Genomic DNA, 18,183 nt, shown 5'->3' on the forward strand with positions numbered 1-18,183 from the left:
CACGCACAACCATCGCCACCCGTCGTGTGTCGTGCATAGCGGTGGACTGTGGGCACAATTGGGTTTGGCGTCGAACGGATCACACATGGATGGGGAGGCAGGAACGACGGTGGCGGAACGGAGCACGGCTGCCGTCGACGTGGCAGACAACAGCGGTGACGAGCCGCTGCCCGCGAAGGCGGAGCAGGCCACGGCCGACGGGGTGGCCCGGGAGCGGGACACTGCAAACGAGGCCGCGGACGGCGCGAACCGGACGTCCGAACCGGCCGGCGCCGGCGACGGTGCCCCCGACGCCCCGCCCGGCAGGACTCCCGGGGCACCGGGCACGGAGTCCGGGACGGACGACGAAAACCCTGGCGAGACCGCCGAAGACACCGAACGGGCAGAGCCGTCCCGCGGCCCCTCCGGCAAGTCCTCCGGTACGGACACCGAGAAGCCCTCCACAACGGACTCCGGCGGGGACACCGACCCGGACCCGAAACCGGGCCCGGCCAGGGCCGCTGACAGGGCCTCGGGCACGGAAGACACGGAAACCTCCGCGGACACGAAGTCCTCCTCGGAGAGTCCCGGCGAGCCGTCCGGGAAGCCGTCACAGCCGCCCGAGCTACACAGCGGGCACAAGCTCGCCGGGCGCTACCGCCTTGAGGAATGCGTCACCCGTTTGGACGGGTTCAGCAGTTGGCGTGCGGTGGACGAGAAACTCCGTCGGGCCGTGGGCGTACACCTGCTGCCCGCGGACCACCCGCGAGCCCGTTCCGTGCTCGCCGCGGCCCGTTCCTCCGCGCTGCTCGGCGACCCGCGCTTCGTACAGGTGCTGGACGCCGTCGAGGAGAACGACCTCGTCTATGTCGTCCAGGAGTGGCTGCCCGACGCCACGGAGCTCACCGCACTGCTCGCCTCCGGCCCGCTGGAGGTGCACGACGCGTACCAGATGGTCAGCCAGGTCGCGCAGGCGATGACGGCAGCGCACCGCGAGGGTCTGGCCCATCTGCGCCTCAACCCCGGTGCCGTGCTGCGGACCTCGTCCGGGCAGTGGCGGGTGCGCGGGCTCGCGGTCAACGCGGCCCTGCGCGGCATCACCTCCGAGGCCCCGCAGCGCGCCGACGTCGAAGCGATCGGCGCCCTGCTGTACGCGGCTCTCACCCAGCGCTGGCCGTACGAGAGCGATGCCTACGGCCTGCACGGGCTGCCCAAGGGAATGGGCCTGATCGCCCCCGACCAGGTACGGGCGGGCGTGCACCGCGGTCTGTCCGAGCTCGCCATGCGGGCGTTGGTCAATGACGGCGCGACGGCCTCCCGCCAGGACCCGCCGTGCACCACCGCCGAGGACCTGCTGAAGGCCATCAGCGCTCTGCCGAGGATCCGCCCGCCGGAGCCGGCGTTCACCGCACCGCCGGAGTACCGGCGCACCGCCTACCAGCAGGGGGCCTACCGCCGGGCGGCCACGGGCGGTCCAGCGGTGCCCGCACCCGTGGAGCCGCCCCCGCCGCCGTTGCAGAGCCGCACCGGCCGGGTCCTCAAGTGGGGCGTGTCCGCGCTTCTGATCGCCGCTCTCGGGCTCGGCAGTTGGCAGCTCGCGGACGCCCTCCTGGACCGCGGCAAGGACGCCGGCGCGGAGCCGGGCGCCTCGGGCACCCACGACGGCGGCACCGGCAGGAAGGCGACCCTCGACGGCAAGCCGCTGAAGATCGACAGTGCGAACGAGTTCGCGCCTTCGGGATCGGGGATCCAGGAGGACCAGGTTCCACTGGCCGTGGACGGCAAGAAGGACACCGCCTGGGTGACCCCGTACTACCAGGGCTACGCGAACTTCGGCAATCTGCCCAACCGCCAGGAAGGCAGCGGCATCATCGTCGACCTGGGCAGCGTGCAGGACGTGTCCGGCTTCGATCTCGACCTGTACCGCAGCGGGCAGAAGTTGGAGGTGCTCGCGGCGGGCGCGGATGCGTCCGGTCCCACCGCGCTGAGCGACTTCCCGCAGCGGCTGACCAAGCTGAACACGGTCGGCAGCACGCTCAAGCAGGCTCTGAGCAAGGCGGTGCGGACCAGGTACGTACTGATCCACATCACCTCGCTGCCACCGGAGAGAACCCAGGGTCGCTATCGTGGCGGAATTTCCGAGATAAAGGTACTCGGCACCTCCTCCTAATAGCCTTCCAAAGCCCGGGAGCTGGTTTCCTCTCTCCTCCACGCCTTCGCCGAACGAAGCTCGTATTCCGGCCAAGATGTGGAGGTACCACAGGTGGAGGTGCAGGCACGGGGGGTGGCGCGGAACCGCCCACCTGCCCGGGAAAATGCAGCATCGGATAAATGGTCCAGGGGTTAACAGCTTCTGGACCATTTCCTTTGCCTGGGAACCCCCGGCCGTTTACAGGCACCTGGGGCGCCTATAGTCTGAGCGCCCTGGACGGCATAGGGGGCACGGTGCAAGCGGAGGAGACCTCATCAGGGGATTCCGACAAGGCCCTCCTGGCCCGCCATGTCGCGGGCGATCCGGATGCCTTCGGTGAGCTGGTACGACGCCACCGGGACCGACTGTGGGCGGTGGCACTGCGCACCCTGGGTGACCGCGAGGAGGCCGCCGACGCGGTGCAGGATGCCCTGGTCTCCGCCTATCGAGCCGCCCACACCTTCCGCGGGCAGTCCGCCGTCACCACCTGGCTGCACCGCATCACCGTGAACGCCTGCCTGGACCGGGCCAGGAAGACCGCTTCCCGCAAGACCTCGCCCATCGAGGACACCGAGCGCCTTGAGCACCTACTCGAACCCCATGAAGCGGCCTCCGTCCCGGCAGAGCGCAAGGATCTGAGTCGAGAGCTGCTGGACGCCCTGCGGACCCTTCCCGCCGAGCAGCGGGCCGCCCTTGTGCTCGTCGATATGCACGGCTATCCCGTGGCCGAGGCCGCGGGCATCCTCGATGTGGCGACGGGGACGGTGAAGAGCCGCTGCGCGCGCGGCAGGGCCAGACTGCTACCGCTGCTCACCCATCTGCGGCCCGGCAGGAAGGGCAGGGACGATGACGCCGGCCGCACCGAGGACGCTGCCGATGATGAGCGGGAGGCCGGCAGCGGAGCTACCCGCAAGGGCTCGGGTGGACGTGGGAGCAAGATCAGCGGCAGAGGAAAGTCGGCCGGAGGCCGCGGTGGGGGAGACGGTGGCGTCAGGAAGCCCCGCGAAGGAAGGAACCGGACGCAGGAGGCATCCGTCCCACCCGCGGAAGACTCGGTGGGCAAGGAATCACATGACTCAACTGCTGTGAAGGGCGGAGGTGGGCGAGCGTGACATCCACGACCGGCGCGGCCGGACATCCCGACGTGGACGAGATCTCCGCGCTCGTCGAGGGCCTGTTGTCCCCCGCCGAGACGGAGGACATCCATCGGCATCTGGCGGACTGCCCGGACTGCTCGGACGTCTATGCCTCGCTGGAGGAGGTCCGAGCGCTCCTCGGTGAGCTGTCGGCCCCGATACCCATGCCGGACGACGTTGCCGAGCGTATCGACGCAGCGCTCTCCGCCGAGGCGCTCCTCGCTGCGGCACCCTCGCCGCCCCCGTCGCTGGCGCATGTTTCACGTGAAACATCGTCCGCGGATGATTCCAAGACTTCGGGAAGCCGTCCTGGGGGTCATCCGCGAGGCTCCACGGGCCCAGGCCGTACGGGGCACACCCGTTCCCGGAACCGTCGCCGGACCATCACCCTCGGAGCGGTCTTTACGGTGGCGCTCCTCGGGCTGGGCTCCTTCCTGCTCCAGTCGATGAACAGCGGAGACGGTGGAGGGCCGTCCGACGCATATGGCGTCCGGCCGTCCGATGCTCGCCACACCTTCTCGTCGCGGAATCTTGAGGAGCAGGTCACCACGCTCCTCAAGGAGGAGCCTGCTCCGGTGAAGACTGAGGGCGACTCGGAACCCGTCACCCCTACGCCTACGCCGTCCCTCGATCTGGGCCCCAAGGACACTCCGCCGAAGACGGCGACTCCGTTGCAGAGGACCGAGATCGCCGTGGCGATACCTGACTGCATCCGAAAGGGCATCGGGCGGCCTGAGGCACCGATTGCCGCGGAGCAGGGAGTCTTCGAGGGCACGGAGGCTTACCTTGTGGTGCTGCCCCATGCGACGGACCCCAGCAAGATCTCGGCCTATGTGGTCGATGCAGATTGCACGCAGCCGCCCGTGTCCCCCGTGGGGGCGATCTTGATGGCCCGCTCCTACGCACGCCACTGATCCAGACGGCCACGCTCACGCGCCTGACCGCAAACGGCGACACTCACGCCACTGACCGCAGCCGGTGACGTGCTCAGCCGGTTTCTGTGCCGACCACGCCGCGAGCATCCACATAAGGCCCGCGGATGGGCCCATGAGGCGCTGCCGCCCCGAGCCCCGCCGGAGTACCGCACATGTGCGGCCCAGGCGCTCAGAGGCCCGGTAGATGGTCTTGGGAGCGTCGACACACGTGTCGCCCCGGGCACGCAGTCGTCGGGAATGCAGGCCCCGTAGGATCCGTTGGGTGGTGTGAGAGTCCAGAAACGGCTCCCGCCAGGAGTAGCAGCCAGTCCCCAGAGACGAGGAATGAAGCCGTGAGCGACGTCCGTAACGTGATCATCATTGGGTCCGGGCCCGCCGGTTATACGGCGGCGCTCTACACTGCGCGTGCGTCGCTGAAGCCGCTGGTGTTCGAGGGCGCTGTCACCGCCGGTGGCGCACTGATGAACACCACCGAGGTCGAGAACTTCCCCGGCTTCCAGGACGGCATCATGGGCCCTGAGCTGATGGACAGCATGCGGGCCCAGGCAGAGCGCTTCGGCGCGGAGCTGATTCCGGATGACGTGGTCTCGGTCGACCTCAGCGGTGAGATCAAGACCGTCACCGACACCGCCGGTACCGTGCACCAGGCCAAGGCCATCATCGTCGCTACCGGGTCGCAGCACCGCAAGCTCGGTCTGCCGAATGAGGACGCCCTCTCCGGACGCGGCGTCTCCTGGTGTGCCACGTGTGACGGCTTCTTCTTCAAGGACCAGGACATCGCGGTGATCGGTGGCGGTGACACCGCCATGGAGGAGGCCACCTTCCTCTCCCGCTTCGCCAAGTCCGTCACCATCGTGCACCGCCGCGACACCCTTCGCGCCTCCAAGGCGATGCAGGACCGTGCCCTCGCCGACCCCAAGATCAAGTTCATCTGGGACAGCGAGGTGGCCGAGATCCACGGAGATCAGAAGCTGTCCGGGCTGACCCTGCGCAACGTCAAGACGGGCGAGACGTCACCGCTCCCGGTGACGGGTCTGTTCATCGCCATCGGCCACGACCCGCGTACCGAGCTGTTCAAGAGCCAGCTCGATCTGGATGTCGAGGGCTACCTCAAGGTGGACGCGCCCTCCACGCGCACCAATCTGACCGGCGTCTTCGCTGCCGGTGATGTCGTCGACCACACCTACCGCCAGGCGATTACCGCGGCGGGCACAGGCTGCTCCGCGGCCCTCGACGCAGAGCGGTTCCTCGCTGCTCTCGCTGACACCGAGACCGCCCCCTCGGCCAGCGCCATCGTCTGATACACCCACCCACACCCATCTAAGGAGCTAGCCGTGGCCGGCACTCTGAAGCACGTGACCGACGATTCCTTCGAGCAGGACGTCCTCAAGAGCGACAAGCCCGTACTGGTGGACTTCTGGGCCGCCTGGTGCGGTCCGTGCCGCCAGATCGCTCCGTCCCTGGAGGCGATCGCGGCCGAGTACGGCGACAAGATCGAGGTCGTCAAGCTCAACATCGACGAGAACCCAGGAATTGCCGCCAAGTACGGCGTCATGTCCATCCCGACGCTGAACGTCTACCAGGATGGCGAGGTCGCCAAGACGATCGTCGGCGCCAAGCCGAAGGCCGCAATCGTCCGCGATCTTGAGGACTTCATCTCGGAGTGACACAGCGGTGCTGTTTCACGTGAAACATCGACGGGCCAACCCACCGGGTTGGCCCGTCGATGTTTAGGCACTGACAACTTGCCGTCGGCGGCGCGAGAGGCTTGCGACGGAGTTCGTAGACTTGGACCGTGGCATTCACGAGTACTCCGCACTGCTTCCTGTGAGCGGGAACCCTTGAGGGCGATGCTGGACGGCATCGCCCTCCTTGGTGTGCCTGCTGTGTGACCCACGCTTTCCGGCTCTGCCCGAACCGAGGCGGCCAGACGCCGGGTCCGCTCCTTCCCGGGGCAGCGACTCTCCGGGCGCGCGCAGGCACGGTCCCTTCCTTTCACCGTTGCCAGGAGTGCCTTGTGCCCGTATCGCTTCCCCCTGCCCTCGAACCGTTTCTCGCGCAGTTGCGCTGCCCGACGTGCCGCGCCCACCTTGATTACGACCGAGGCGCGTTGGGCTGCCCCTCAGGCCACACCTTCCATATCGCCCGTGTTGGCTACGTCAGTCTCCTGACAGGCGGCCGCGCCACGAGCGGCGACGATGCGACCATGGCCCGGGCTCGGGATCGGTTCCTGTCGACCGGAAAGTACGGGATGATCCGGGACACCGTGACGGCCTTGGCGGACAGCGTCATGGCCGAGCAGAGTTCGGTAGTGGACGTCGGGTGCGGCACCGGCTACTACCTGGCCGGTGTACTCGACGAGGTGCCTGATGCCCGTGGTCTGGGGCTTGACACCTCGGTACGCGCACTGCGCTCGGCGGCCCGGGCCCATGAGCGAGCTGCCACGGCGACCTGGGACGTCTTTCGCCCCTTCCCGCTGGCCGACGGAGCAGTCGATGTGGTGCTGGACGTGTTCGCGCCGCGTAACCCTTCCGAGTTCCACCGAGTACTACGTCCGACCGGCCGACTGATCGTAGTGCGCCCCAGCGGCGGACACTTGGCCGAGCTGCGCGGCCATGTGTCCGCGATGATCACGATCGACCCCGCCAAGGAACAGCGCCTGCGCCAGGCGCTGGACCCCTTCTTCCAAGCCACCGGTACCGAGCAGATCGAGTACGCCATATCTCTGACCAAGCAGGATGCCCTCGATCTGGTGGGGATGACGCCAAGTGCCCGCCATCTGGACCATGCAGGGCTGGACGGTCTGGACGGTCTTCCTGATCAGGTGACCGTCTCCGTGCTGGCCACCGTCTATCGGGCCCGGTGAGCACTGCGGGCGTAAGCGACTGGCTTCGTTGGCGTTCGGTAGCAGCGTGCGTCCACCGGTTTGGAAGGCGACGGGGAGTCGGAGTCTCCGTAGATGTTCAGGAGAGATGACGTCGTGACGTCGCCCTAAGCCCGCGAAGCTCAACCGTGCCTAGTTGAGTGACGGGCAACCGATAATGCGTTGTCGGTCTCAACTGGGTTGCGAGAGCATGCGATGCATGGAAGAGCCTGCCGAGAGTCTCGTTTCTGACCAGGTTGAACTGCGCCGGTGGCGTATGAGCGATCTCGATGCCTTGGAACGGGCGATCCACGAGTCCCTGGACCATCTGGCGCCGTGGATGCCCTGGGCAGCCGACTCTGGAAGACAGCAGACCTCTGATTTCCTCGCCCGCAACCAGGAAGAGTGGGAAACCAGGCAAGCCTTCGGCTATGCGATCACATCAGAGGCTGCGGTGATCGGTAGCTGCGGCCTCATGCGTCGCATCGGAGCCGGCGGCCTCGACATCGGTTACTGGCTCCACCCCCATTGGACCGGGCGGGGGCTGGCCACGATGGCCGCAGCGGCTCTTGTCCGCCAGGGCTTCCAGCTCGCAGGCATCGACCGTATCGAGATCCATCACGATCTCGCCAACCCTGCCAGCGGAGCCGTCGCCCGCCGCTTGGGATTCACTGAGGTTGAGCGCGTACGAGCAGTTGAAGGGCCCGTCGCTCCTGGCGAAGTGGGGATCGATGTCATCTGGCGTATGACGGCAGACCAATGGGAGGCAAGGACGGCCGAGCATGCCCAACAAGCGAGCTGAGCAGAGGTAGCCCGGGACTTCCTGTTGGCGGACACCGCCCGTGCAGCGGCGTCCGCCAGAACGGGACCGTCAGGTGCCAACCAGCCTTGGCGTGCTCTTCGGCTCCTGATCGGGTGCCGGCGAGGCGGTAGGAGCCGGTGCCGGTCTCGAACGGCCCTTCCGGCAGCGGCATGGGCAGCGGCTAGCGGATCTTGCTTTGCGGGACACCGCCGCTGACCACCACCGCACCATCGAGGGGATCATCTCCAGATGGAGCACTGGGGTCCCATGGCGCGACCTGCCCCGCGAGGCGGGTGCGGCAGCGAGATCCAACACGGCGTGCGGCAAGGGGCCGCCTGATCGCCATCGGGGTCACCGCAGGGCAGCGCAGCGACCACGCGCTCCTGCACGAGGTTCTACCGGAATACAGCACCATGCCCGAACCCCGGCCCACAGCAGCGGACGACGCCCGTGAACGTGTGCGGTGTCGGCTCACAGCGGCCGAAGCACGGGTTCCTTCTGGACCGCACCGAGAAGGCGGTCAATGGCCATCTCGACGTCTTCCTTCCATGACAGCGTCGTCCGTAGTTCCAGCCGCAGCCGGGGATAAGCGGGATGGGGGCGCACCGTCTTGAAACCCACCGCGAGCAGATGGTCGGCGGGGAGGAGACAGGCGGGCTCCTTCCAGCGGGCGTCGCCGAACGCCTCGATCGCCTTGAAGCCCCTGCGGAGCAGATCCTTTGCGACCGTCTGGACGATCACACGCCCCAGCCCCTGTCCCTGGTAGCCGGGCATGACCCAGGCAGTCATGAGCTGTACGGCGTCGGGCGAGACGGGACTCGTGGGGAAGGCGGTGGAGCGCGGAACATACGCCGGTGGTGCATAGAGCACAAAGCCGACCGGCACATCATCGATATAGACGACGCGCCCGCAGGACCCCCACTCCAGCAGGACGGCGGAGATCCATGCCTCTTTCTCCAGATCGGGTGTGCCGGCCTTCTCCGCGGCCTGTCCACTGACCGGATCGAGCTCCCAGAACACGCAGGTACGACAGCGCTTGGGGAGATCCGGAAGGTTGTCCAGCGTAAGCGGTACGAGCCGACGCCCCATGAAGGCAGTTCCTCACTTCCTCCGCCATCCGCCGCGCCACGGACGGCTGTGATGCGCCCCGTTACCTGAGCCGGGCTGCCCGGCGATCGCCCGGGCAGCCTGCCCATACCTCAGTCGACGGCACGGTGCGGCCCACCGGCTGCAGGGCCCGCCCATTGTGGGAGTCCTACCAGGTGCGCCCGCCTTACCTGATCGCATCGTAGCCACGATGCGATTGCACCGATACCGTAATAAAGCAAAGAGCGGGCCGTGTTCCGGTACACACCGGACACGGCCCGCTCTCCATGTCACTCATCGCGCTGCGGTCAGAAGCCCATCAGCTCAGGCTTCCTTCACCTCGGGCTCCTCATGACCCAGTCCGTTTCCCAGGACGGGCCCCTCGCCGGGGGCGAGCGTGCCGAGAATGCGCTCCAGATCGTCCATGGAGGCGAATTCCACGACGATCTTGCCCTTCTTCTGGCCCAGGTCGACCTTGACCCGTGTCTCAAAGCGATCCGAGAGCCGTGTGGCAAGGTCGCTCAGCGCGGGCGACACCCGACCGCCGGCCCGCGGCCCCTTGGGGCGCGGGGCGCTCGCCGGACGCGACCCCATCAGGGTCACAATCTCCTCCACCGCCCGCACCGAGAGCCCTTCGGCCACGATCCGGTGGGCAAGGCGATCCTGCTCCTCCGAGTCCTCCACGGAGAGCAACGCCCTCGCATGCCCCGCGGAGAGCACCCCGGCGGCCACCCTGCGTTGGACGGCCGGTGAGAGCTTCAGCAGGCGCAGCGTGTTGGAGACCTGAGGGCGCGAGCGGCCAATACGGTCGGCGAGCTGGTCATGGGTGCAGTTGAAGTCCTTGAGGAGCTGGTCATAGGCAGCGGCCTCTTCCAGCGGGTTCAACTGGGCGCGGTGCAGGTTCTCCAGCAGGGCGTCCAGGAGGAGCTTCTCGTCGTCGGTGTCGCGAACGATCGCGGGGATACGATCCAGGCCGGCCTCACGGCATGCCCGCCACCGGCGCTCGCCCATGATCAGCTCATAGCGGGACGCACCCACCTGCCGGACCACAACCGGCTGCAGAAGGCCGACTTCCTTGATGGAGGTGACCAGTTCCGCCAGAGCATCATCGTCGAACACCTCGCGCGGCTGACGCGGGTTGGGAGTGATGCTGTCGAGCGGCAACTCCGCGAAATAGGCGCCTGCGGGATGCTGCTCCAGAGTCTCCGTGACGCTGGGCGCGTGTCCCGGCCCCACCTGCGAGGACTCCTCCATCTCGGGAGAGACGGTGCCTCTGGGAAGGGTGGCCACCTTGGCCGCCGCCACTCCCCGTTCGGCACTGAGGACGGGTGCGGCCGCTGCCGGTGACGACGCGCCGTTGCCCACTGCCGGGGGCGCGGACTTCTCGGCTGTCGGAGCCGCAGGGATCAGAGCCCCGAGGCCGCGGCCCAATCCTCTCCGTCGGTCACTCACTGGATCCCCTCCGCGATGCTTTGCTGTTCATTCTGAGAGCCCAGATGGGCATGCGTGGCGTCGTACCGCAAGCCGACACCTCGCAAGGCAATCTCCCGGGCCGCCTCCAGGTACGAGAGGGCGCCGCTTGATCCTGGATCGTAGGTCAGGACGGTCTGCCCGTAGCTGGGTGCCTCCGAGATACGTACCGAGCGCGGGATGCTGGTCCGTAGGACCTCTTCTCCGAAGTGATTGCGTACCTCTTCGGCGACCTGTGACGCCAGCCTGGTCCGACCGTCGTACATGGTGAGCAGGATCGTGGAGACATGCAGGGTCGGATTGAGATGGCCGCGCACGAGGTCCACGTTCCGCAGTAGCTGCCCCAGGCCCTCCAGTGCGTAGTACTCGCACTGAATGGGGATCAGGACCTCCGCGCCGGCCACCAGAGCGTTGACGGTCAGCAGGCCCAGCGACGGAGGGCAGTCGATCAGAACATAGTCCAGCGGCTGCTCATACGCCTGGATGGCCCGCTGCAACCTGCTCTCCCTGGCCACCAGAGAGACCAACTCGATTTCCGCGCCGGCGAGATCGATGGTGGCGGGTGCACAGAACAAGCCCTCCACATCGGGGACCGGCTGCACAACCTCGGAGAGCGGCTTGCTCTCGACCAACACGTCGTAGATCGAGGGGACTTCCGCATGGTGGTCGATCCCCAGGGCGGTGGACGCATTGCCCTGCGGGTCCAGGTCGACCACCAGGACCCTGGCACCATGCACTGCCAGGGACGCAGCCAGGTTGACCGTGGTCGTGGTCTTGCCGACCCCGCCTTTCTGGTTGGCAACCACCATGATCCGGGTCTGCTCCGGCCGTGGCAAGCCTTCACCGGCACGCCCCAGGGCCTCCACCGCCATCTGGGCAGCGCGACCGATGGGGGTGTCGTCGAGCGGGGCCGGTGTTTCACGTGAAACATCCTCCCCCGCCGTCTCGGTGCGGGGACCGGGGACCGGATCGGTCATCGGTCCCGCGATGTTGGCGTCGGACCGCAAGGATTCACTCTCCTCGACTTCAGGCTCGCGATGAACAGAGCCTCCCATGTCTTTGGGGTCGTGAACCAGCGAGGTCTGTTCTTCTGTGGAGAAATCCGCGCCTGTGGACAACTCCATGCCCTGTTCGGGTGACCCCAGGGCCCCCAAGGGCCTGCGATCACGCGGATGGGCCGCAGCGCGACCCCGACTGATGATGCCATGCAGAAGTGAGCGACGTTTCACGTGAAACACGATGCATACCCGTCAACGCCATACTCGCGCGACACTCCGAGATGCGTACTTTCGGCAGCTTGTGTGGAGTACGGCCTATCGCCAAGACGGATGACCGACGTCGTCCATTACCGCGGCCAGCAGGAGCGCACTCCGTGACCAATTCGTGATCACGGTCTTGACCAGGGCGGAGTCAGCTACTGGATCATCGGCGACGCCGTGCACGTCCCGTCCGAGCCGCCTTGGCCCGCTTCGCCGCGAACCGTACCCCGCCCGGGCTCTCGCCGACCTCGACGCGTACCACGGTCGCCCGAGGATCCACCACACCTTCACCGACGTGAAGGACCGACGCCTCGACGGCACCCAGCTTGCTGAGGGCTGCGCGGGCGCTCTTCACTTCTTCCTCGGCGGTATCGCCCTTGAGCGCCAGCATCTCCCCGTAGGGCCGTAGCAGCGGCACTCCCCAGCCCGCCAGCCGGTCGAGCGGAGCCACGGCACGGGCCGTGACCACATGCACCGGCTGTAGCGTGCCCAGCACCTCCTCGGCCCGTCCGCGTACCACGGTCACATGATCAAGCCCCAGCAGCTCGACGGCCTCGGAGAGGAAGTTGGTGCGGCGCAGCAGCGGCTCAAGGAGCGTGATCTTCAGGTCGGGACGCACCAGAGCCAGCGGGATGCCCGGTAGGCCCGCCCCCGAGCCCACATCGCAGACGGTGACGCTGTCCGGCACGACCTCGGAGAGCACGGCACAGTTGAGCAGATGGCGCTCCCAGAGCCGGGGCACCTCCCGGGGTCCGATCAGCCCCCGCCGCACGCCTGTATCGGCCAGCAGCTCTCCGTACCGAACCGCGTCCGGGAAACGCTCGCCGAAGATCGCCCGGGCCTCCTCGGGCGCCGGGGGAAGCTCCGCTGCCTCGGTCACGGGGACCGTCCTTCCGTACCGCGCTGACGCACGGCTGGTGACTATCAGGCTGACAAAGATCGGCCCCGTCTGCGAACAGACGGGGCCGGGGCTTGTGAAAAATCAGGCGGGAAGCACAACGACGAAGCGCTGCGGTTCCTCACCCTCGGACTCGCTGCGCAGGCCGGCGGCCTTCACCGCGTCGTGCACCACCTTGCGCTCGAAGGGGGTCATCGGGTCGAGACGGACCGGCTCGCCGGAGCTCTTCACATCCGCGGCGGCCTTGGCACCCAGTTCGGAGAGCTCGGCGCGCTTCTTGGCGCGGTGCCCGGCGATGTCCAGCATCAGCCGGCTGCGGTCGCCGGTCTCGCGGTGGACGGCCAGGCGGGTGAGTTCCTGGAGAGCCTCCAGCACCTCGCCCTCGCGTCCGACCAGCTTCTGCAGATCGCGGCTCCCCGTGTCGCTGATGATCGACACGGATGCCCGGTCGGCCTCGACGTCCATGTCGATGTCACCGTCCAGGTCGGCGATGTCCAGCAGACCCTCCAGGTAGTCCGCGGCGATCTCGCCCTCCTGCTCCAGGCGGGTCAGGGTGTCGCTCGCCTCGGCAGGGGCAGCGGTGGTGCCTTCCGTCACGAATGGACTCCTTCTTACTTCTTGGACGGGTGCTTGGGCCGCTGCTGGCCCTTGCGCTGTCCGGACTTGGCTTGGCGTGCATTACCGGACGACGCCCTGCTCCGGGCCGGCTTGGCCGACGACTTGGTGTCCTGCGGCTCTTCCCGCTGGGCGCCTCCGGACGCGCCCTGGGTCTTCTCCAGCGAGGCCTTGCCCGCGTCCGACCCCTCATCGGCCGCATCGGCCGGCCTGGCACCACCCGGGGCCTTGGCGCCGCCGTGGCCGCCTGCGCCTCCCGACTGCCGCTGGGACTTCGACTGCCGCTTGGGCTGCTGGCGCCGGGGCGCACCGCCGGTCGTCGGAGTACCGCCCTCGGCGTCTCCGGCGCCCTCCACCGCGGCGGTGGCCTTCACGCTCTCGCTCTGCGCCACGGTGCCGTCGGCCAGGGCCGCCAGCCCCGCCTTGCCCAGTCCGGTGATGAACTTGCGCTCGAACTCGTTGCGGTCCCGGCCCTTGGCGACGATCGCCTTGACGATGGCGCGCTCACGACGGTTGCGGGTCTTGCCGTGGTGCGTGACGTGCTTGTGCAGGCGCTCCAGGTAAGCGGCCTGGGCCTTGGAACCCGGGGTCGGGTTGTTGCGGATCACATACATCTGCTGGCCCATGGTCCACACGTTGGTGGTCAGCCAGTAGACAAGGACACCGACCGGGAAGTTGATACCGAAGACGGCGAAGATCAGCGGGAAGACGTACATGAGCATCTTCTGCTGCTGCATGAACGGCGTCTTCACCGTGGTGTCGACGTTCTTCGTCATCAACTGGCGCTGCGTGTAGAACTGCGAGAACGACATCAGCACGATCATGATCGCGGTCACGACCCGGACGTCGGTCAGGCTGGCGCCGAGCGCCCCGACCTTGTCGGCGCTGTCCAGGAACTTCGCGGCCAGCGGCGCGCCGAAGATGTGCGCCTTCTGGGCGCTCTGCAGCAGCGGCTGGTCGATCACGCCGATGGTCTTGCCGGAGGCGATGCCGCTGAGCACGTGGTACAGGGCGAAGAAGAACGGCGACTGCGCCAGGATGGGAAGACACGAGGAGAGCGGGTTGGTGCCCGTCTCCTTGTAGAGCTTCATCATCTCTTCGGACTGACGCTGCTTGTCGCTCTTGTAGCGCTCCTGGATCTTCTTCATCTCAGGCTGGAGCGTCTGCATGGCGCGGGTCGCCTTGATCTGCTTCACGAAGAGCGGGATCAGGCAGATCCGGATCAAAACCACCAGGGACACGATGGACAGGCCCCAGGCCAGCCCCGTATCGGCGCCGAAGATCGCACCGAACAGCGTGTGGAACTGAACGATGACCCAAGAGACGGGTGTCGTGATGAAGCTGAACAAGCTGGCAATCGTGTCCACTAATCAGGCTCCTTGAGCATGGGTCGGGGTCTCGGCGACCCGGCTCTGGGTCTCGGCGGGGTGGTGGTCCCCGGAAGGCTCGCCGGCGGCGGAAGGCCCGCCCCTGCGTGTACGCCAGGCGTCACGCAGCATCTCGTGCCATCGTGGACGCTTACGCGGCGGGACGTGATCCACGCCACCCGGCGACCAGGGATTGCACCGCAGGATGCGCCAGGCGGTGAGCGCCGTGCCTTTGACCGCGCCATGCCGGTCGATGGCCGCGTAGCCGTAGTGGGAACACGACGGGTAGTACTTGCACACCGGTCCCAGCAGTGGGCTGATGGTCCACTGGTACAACTTGATCAGGGCAAGTAGTGGGTACTTCATCGCGCACCCCCTCCCAGCAATCGCTGAAGAGCGGCGTCCAGGTCTCGGGCCAACTGTGCGTGATCGGCGTCGCCCGCACCGGGCAGCGCTCGCACGACTACCAGGCTACCGGGCGGCAGAAAAGCCACTCTGTCGCGCATCAGATGGCGAAGCCTGCGCTTCACTGTGTTCCGTATCACCGCTCCGCCCACGGCTTTGCTCACGACGAAACCCGCACGGGCCGGGGGAACACTTTCCCCGGCCGCGTGCGGGTCCGTGACACCGCTGCGGAGGTGGACGACGAGGAGCGGGCGCCCGGCCCGGCGTCCCCGGCGTACCGCGGTCGCGAAGTCCTCGGGCCGCCTCAGCCGATGCTCGGTAGGCAGCACGGCGACATCGGCCTCGGCTCAGCCGGCTCAGGCCGACAGACGGGCGCGACCCTTGCTGCGGCGGGAGGCGATGATCGCGCGACCGGCACGGGTGCGCATACGAAGCCGGAAGCCGTGGGTCTTCGCGCGACGACGGTTGTTCGGCTGGAAGGTGCGCTTACTCACTCGGGGGCTCCAGAGATGATGTCGTTGGATGGCGGGTGTCGCCTGGCTGTCACCGTGCGCCCACGAGTAGCTCGCTTACGCCCGAGTGCACCGCTTCCCGATCACTCTGCGTGATCTATGCCCTTCGGAGGCAGGCGGCAGCAGCCATCGACAACTCGACCTCGTAACGGTACGGCGGCCCGGGCCACTCGGTCAAACCAGCGGCCTCGGTGCGGGCGAAGCGCAGACTGCGAGACACTGTGCACAGCCTGTGGACAACAACTTGAACCGTACGGGCGCCCTGACTACCGTGACTGGACTCCGATTCGTCCCTTCCACGACCCGTCGCCCCCGTCCTGCCATCCGTCAGGATCCCCACGGTCCGAGTCCCTTCCGGGCCCCTCAAGATTTTCTTCCGACCCGTCCCAAGAACCACACCTTCGTGGGACCTGTGAGAGAGCGTGCCCTGTGGCTGATGTACCTGCCGATCTTGCCGCAGTGTGGCCACGGGTCCTCGAACAGCTCCTCGGTGAGGGACGGGGCCACCGGGAGCCCAGCGTCGAGGCGAAGGACGAGCACTGGATCAGGCGCTGCCAGCCCCTGGCGCTGGTGGCGGACACGGCCCTGCTTGCCGTGCCGAACGAGTTCGCGAAGGGCGTACTGGAGGGCAGGCTCGCACCGGTCGTCAGCGACACCCTGAGCCGCGAGTGCGGCCGCCCGATCCGGATCGCCATCACGGTCGACGACTCCGCGGGCGAGCCTCCGTCGCCGGCCGCCCAGCACCCCGTCCCGCAGCAGCGCTACGAGGAGCCGGAGCTGCCGCCGCGTCCCGACCAGCTCCCCACCGCCCGCCCGGCATACCCGGAGCAGTACGAGCGCCGCGAGCCCGGCGGCTGGCCACGCCCCGGGGACGACTTCTCCTGGCAGCAGCCCCGGCTCGGCTTCCCCGAACGGGACCCGTACGCGACCACGCCGCACCAGGCGGGGCACGACTACCGGCCGGGGCCCGCCGAGCGCTCCCCGTACGAGCCGGGCCGCCCCCCGTACGAGAGCGAGCGGCCCGGCTACGACCAGGAGCGGGCGCCGTACGACCAGGACCGGCAGACCTACGACCGCGATCGGCAGCCGTACGATCCCGACCGGCAGGCGTACGAGCAGCAGCGTGCCGACTACGAGTCGCAGCGCCCCGACTACGAAGGTCGCTCCGACTACGTCCAGCGCGGTGACCGTTCCGAGCGGCCGGAGCCGCCGTCCGTCGGCATGCGCGGGCCGGGCATGCCCGGCGGAGTGCGCGGCGGAGGCCCGGTCGGTTCCGTGCTGCCGGCGTCCAGTGGCGCGCCGGGGCCGCTCGCCGCGCAGCCCGCACCCGCGACGGGTCCCGGCGAGCCGACCGCCCGGCTGAACCCCAAGTACCTCTTCGACACCTTCGTGATCGGTGCCTCGAACCGTTTCGCGCACGCCGCCGCGGTGGCCGTCGCGGAGGCTCCTGCCAAGGCGTACAACCCGTTGTTCATCTACGGGGAGTCCGGTCTCGGCAAGACGCACCTCCTGCACGCCATCGGCCACTACGCCCGCAGTCTCTACCCGGGGACACGGGTGCGGTACGTGAGCTCGGAGGAGTTCACGAACGAGTTCATCAACTCCATCCGGGACGGCAAGGGCGACAGCTTCCGCAAGCGCTACCGGGAGATGGACATCCTGCTCGTCGACGACATCCAGTTCCTCGCGGACAAGGAGTCGACGCAGGAGGAGTTCTTCCACACCTTCAACACGCTCCACAACGCGAACAAACAGATCGTGCTGTCCTCGGATCGCCCGCCCAAACAGTTGGTGACCCTGGAGGACCGGCTGCGCAACCGCTTCGAGTGGGGTCTGATCACGGACGTCCAGCCGCCCGAGCTGGAGACCCGGATCGCCATCCTCCGCAAGAAGGCGGTCCAGGAGCAGTTGAACGCGCCGCCGGAGGTGCTGGAGTTCATCGCGTCCCGCATCTCGCGGAACATCCGCGAGCTCGAGGGCGCACTGATCCGGGTCACCGCGTTCGCCTCGCTCAACCGGCAGCCCGTGGACCTCGGTCTCACGGAGATCGTCCTCAAGGACCTCATCCCGGGCGGGGAGGACGCGTCCCCGGAGATCACGGCGACGGCGATCATGGGGGCCACGGCGGACTACTTCGGCCTCACCGTCGAGGACCTGTGCGGCTCGTCGCGGAGCAGGGTGCTGGTGACCGCGCGCCAGATCGCCATGTACCTGTGCCGGGAACTCACGGACCTGTCCCTGCCCAAGATCGGCGCACAGTTCGGCGGCCGCGACCACACGACGGTGATGCACGCCGACCGGAAGATCCGGGCGCTGATGGCCGAGCGCCGGTCGATCTACAACCAGGTGACGGAACTCACCAACCGCATCAAGAACGGCTGACCTCACGCTTCACGGACGGCCCCGCCGGCCCTGTCTCGCCGGCCCTGTCTCGCCGGCCCTGTCTCGCCGGCCCCGCCACGTAAGCCCTGCCGCGTCATCCGGAGTGGCGGGGGCGAGCGCCGGTGTGCCGGCATGCCGTCGGCCGGGCCTGCCGCCCGTCGTCCGGGGTCCCCGCTTCGCCGGGGGCGGGCCCGGCCGGGCGCCGCCGCGGCCCGTCCGCAGGCCCGCCCGGCCCAGTCCCCCCGCAGCCCCGCCCGGTCCCGCCCCGCCCGGCCCGGTCCTG

The 18,183-nt window shown here is 68.0% G+C and carries 17 protein-coding genes; 8 read left to right on the top strand and 9 right to left on the bottom strand.

Translation table 11 applies throughout. The features are described from left to right. The first annotated feature begins 109 nt into the window (after positions 1-109). The 7 genes from IE313_RS01900 to IE313_RS01930 all read left to right on the top strand — a co-directional run bounded on the left by IE313_RS01900 (position 110) and on the right by IE313_RS01930 (position 7,906). Positions 110-2,149, top strand: a complete 2,040-nt coding sequence (locus IE313_RS01900) for a serine/threonine protein kinase (RefSeq protein WP_229924285.1) — start codon at positions 110-112, stop codon at positions 2,147-2,149. A gap of 275 nt (positions 2,150-2,424) precedes the next feature. Next, positions 2,425-3,282, top strand: coding sequence for an RNA polymerase sigma factor SigM (sigM, locus tag IE313_RS01905; protein WP_229924327.1), 858 nt, complete (start codon positions 2,425-2,427; stop codon positions 3,280-3,282). Next, a complete protein-coding gene (locus IE313_RS01910; protein WP_189929062.1) occupies positions 3,279-4,220 on the top strand; it encodes an anti-sigma factor family protein in 942 nt (313 codons plus the stop codon). Before sigM ends, IE313_RS01910 begins: the two co-directional genes overlap by 4 nt. A 353-nt stretch (positions 4,221-4,573) precedes the next feature. Next, positions 4,574-5,542, top strand: coding sequence for a thioredoxin-disulfide reductase (trxB, locus tag IE313_RS01915; RefSeq protein ID WP_189929063.1), 969 nt, complete (start codon positions 4,574-4,576; stop codon positions 5,540-5,542). A gap of 33 nt (positions 5,543-5,575) precedes the next feature. Then, the gene (gene trxA / locus IE313_RS01920; RefSeq protein ID WP_189929064.1) at positions 5,576-5,908 is read left to right on the top strand and encodes a thioredoxin; all 333 of its coding nucleotides are present in this window, start codon (positions 5,576-5,578) and stop codon (positions 5,906-5,908) included. Between the two features lie 350 nt (positions 5,909-6,258). After that, the gene (locus IE313_RS01925) at positions 6,259-7,107 is read left to right on the top strand and encodes a methyltransferase domain-containing protein (RefSeq protein WP_189929065.1); all 849 of its coding nucleotides are present in this window, start codon (positions 6,259-6,261) and stop codon (positions 7,105-7,107) included. A gap of 217 nt (positions 7,108-7,324) precedes the next feature. Beyond that, a complete protein-coding gene (locus IE313_RS01930; protein WP_189929066.1) occupies positions 7,325-7,906 on the top strand; it encodes a GNAT family N-acetyltransferase in 582 nt (193 codons plus the stop codon). A gap of 471 nt (positions 7,907-8,377) precedes the next feature. On the opposite strand, the gene IE313_RS01940 is transcribed toward IE313_RS01930, so the two are convergent. The 9 genes from IE313_RS01940 to rpmH form a co-directional block, all read right to left on the bottom strand. Further along, positions 8,378-8,995: a GNAT family N-acetyltransferase gene (locus IE313_RS01940; protein ID WP_189929067.1), complete on the bottom strand. Its 618-nt coding sequence runs from the start codon at positions 8,993-8,995 to the stop codon at positions 8,378-8,380. Between the two features lie 321 nt (positions 8,996-9,316). Continuing rightward, entirely contained in the window at positions 9,317-10,444 is a 1,128-nt protein-coding gene (locus IE313_RS01945) for a ParB/RepB/Spo0J family partition protein (RefSeq protein WP_189929068.1), read from the bottom strand. Then, on the bottom strand, positions 10,441-11,517 hold the full coding sequence (locus IE313_RS01950) for a ParA family protein (RefSeq protein ID WP_189929285.1): 1,077 nt from the start codon (positions 11,515-11,517) through the stop codon (positions 10,441-10,443). Before IE313_RS01950 ends, IE313_RS01945 begins: the two co-directional genes overlap by 4 nt. A gap of 367 nt (positions 11,518-11,884) precedes the next feature. Beyond that, positions 11,885-12,601 (bottom strand): 16S rRNA (guanine(527)-N(7))-methyltransferase RsmG, encoded by a 717-nt coding sequence (gene rsmG, locus IE313_RS01955; RefSeq protein ID WP_189929069.1) that lies wholly within the window; start codon positions 12,599-12,601, stop codon positions 11,885-11,887. 102 nt (positions 12,602-12,703) lie between these two features. Further along, complete coding sequence (locus tag IE313_RS01960; protein ID WP_189929070.1) at positions 12,704-13,216, bottom strand: Jag family protein; 513 nt, start codon at positions 13,214-13,216, stop codon at positions 12,704-12,706. A gap of 14 nt (positions 13,217-13,230) precedes the next feature. Next, on the bottom strand, positions 13,231-14,601 hold the full coding sequence (gene yidC, locus IE313_RS01965) for a membrane protein insertase YidC (protein ID WP_189929071.1): 1,371 nt from the start codon (positions 14,599-14,601) through the stop codon (positions 13,231-13,233). Positions 14,602-14,604: 3 nt separating this feature from the next. Next, positions 14,605-14,967, bottom strand: coding sequence for a membrane protein insertion efficiency factor YidD (yidD, locus tag IE313_RS01970; RefSeq protein ID WP_189929072.1), 363 nt, complete (start codon positions 14,965-14,967; stop codon positions 14,605-14,607). After that, positions 14,964-15,335, bottom strand: coding sequence for a ribonuclease P protein component (rnpA, locus tag IE313_RS01975; protein WP_189929073.1), 372 nt, complete (start codon positions 15,333-15,335; stop codon positions 14,964-14,966). The genes yidD and rnpA overlap by 4 nt, the downstream gene beginning before the upstream one ends. Positions 15,336-15,362: 27 nt before the next feature. After that, positions 15,363-15,500, bottom strand: a complete 138-nt coding sequence (rpmH, locus tag IE313_RS01980; RefSeq protein ID WP_031511218.1) for a 50S ribosomal protein L34 — start codon at positions 15,498-15,500, stop codon at positions 15,363-15,365. A 447-nt stretch (positions 15,501-15,947) separates the two neighbouring features. On the opposite strand from rpmH, the gene dnaA reads away from it, so the two are divergent. After that, positions 15,948-17,900: a chromosomal replication initiator protein DnaA gene (gene dnaA / locus IE313_RS01985; protein WP_189929074.1), complete on the top strand. Its 1,953-nt coding sequence runs from the start codon at positions 15,948-15,950 to the stop codon at positions 17,898-17,900. Positions 17,901-18,183: the final 283 nt, after the last annotated feature.

It is taken from the genome of Streptomyces sulfonofaciens (assembly GCF_014656295.1).
GTDB classification, from domain to species: Bacteria; Actinomycetota; Actinomycetes; order Streptomycetales; family Streptomycetaceae; genus Streptomyces; species Streptomyces sulfonofaciens.

Bases quoted from the DNA above. Each gene is read 5' to 3' on its own strand.
- IE313_RS01930 (WP_189929066.1), top strand. From the start codon at position 7,325: ATGGAAGAGCCTGCCGAGAGTCTCGTTTCTGACCAGGTTGAACTGCGC.
- IE313_RS01940 (WP_189929067.1), bottom strand. From the start codon at position 8,995: ATGGGGCGTCGGCTCGTACCGCTTACGCTGGACAACCTTCCGGATCTC.
- IE313_RS01950 (WP_189929285.1), bottom strand. From the start codon at position 11,517: ATGGGAGGCTCTGTTCATCGCGAGCCTGAAGTCGAGGAGAGTGAATCC.
- yidD (WP_189929072.1), bottom strand. From the start codon at position 14,967: ATGAAGTACCCACTACTTGCCCTGATCAAGTTGTACCAGTGGACCATC.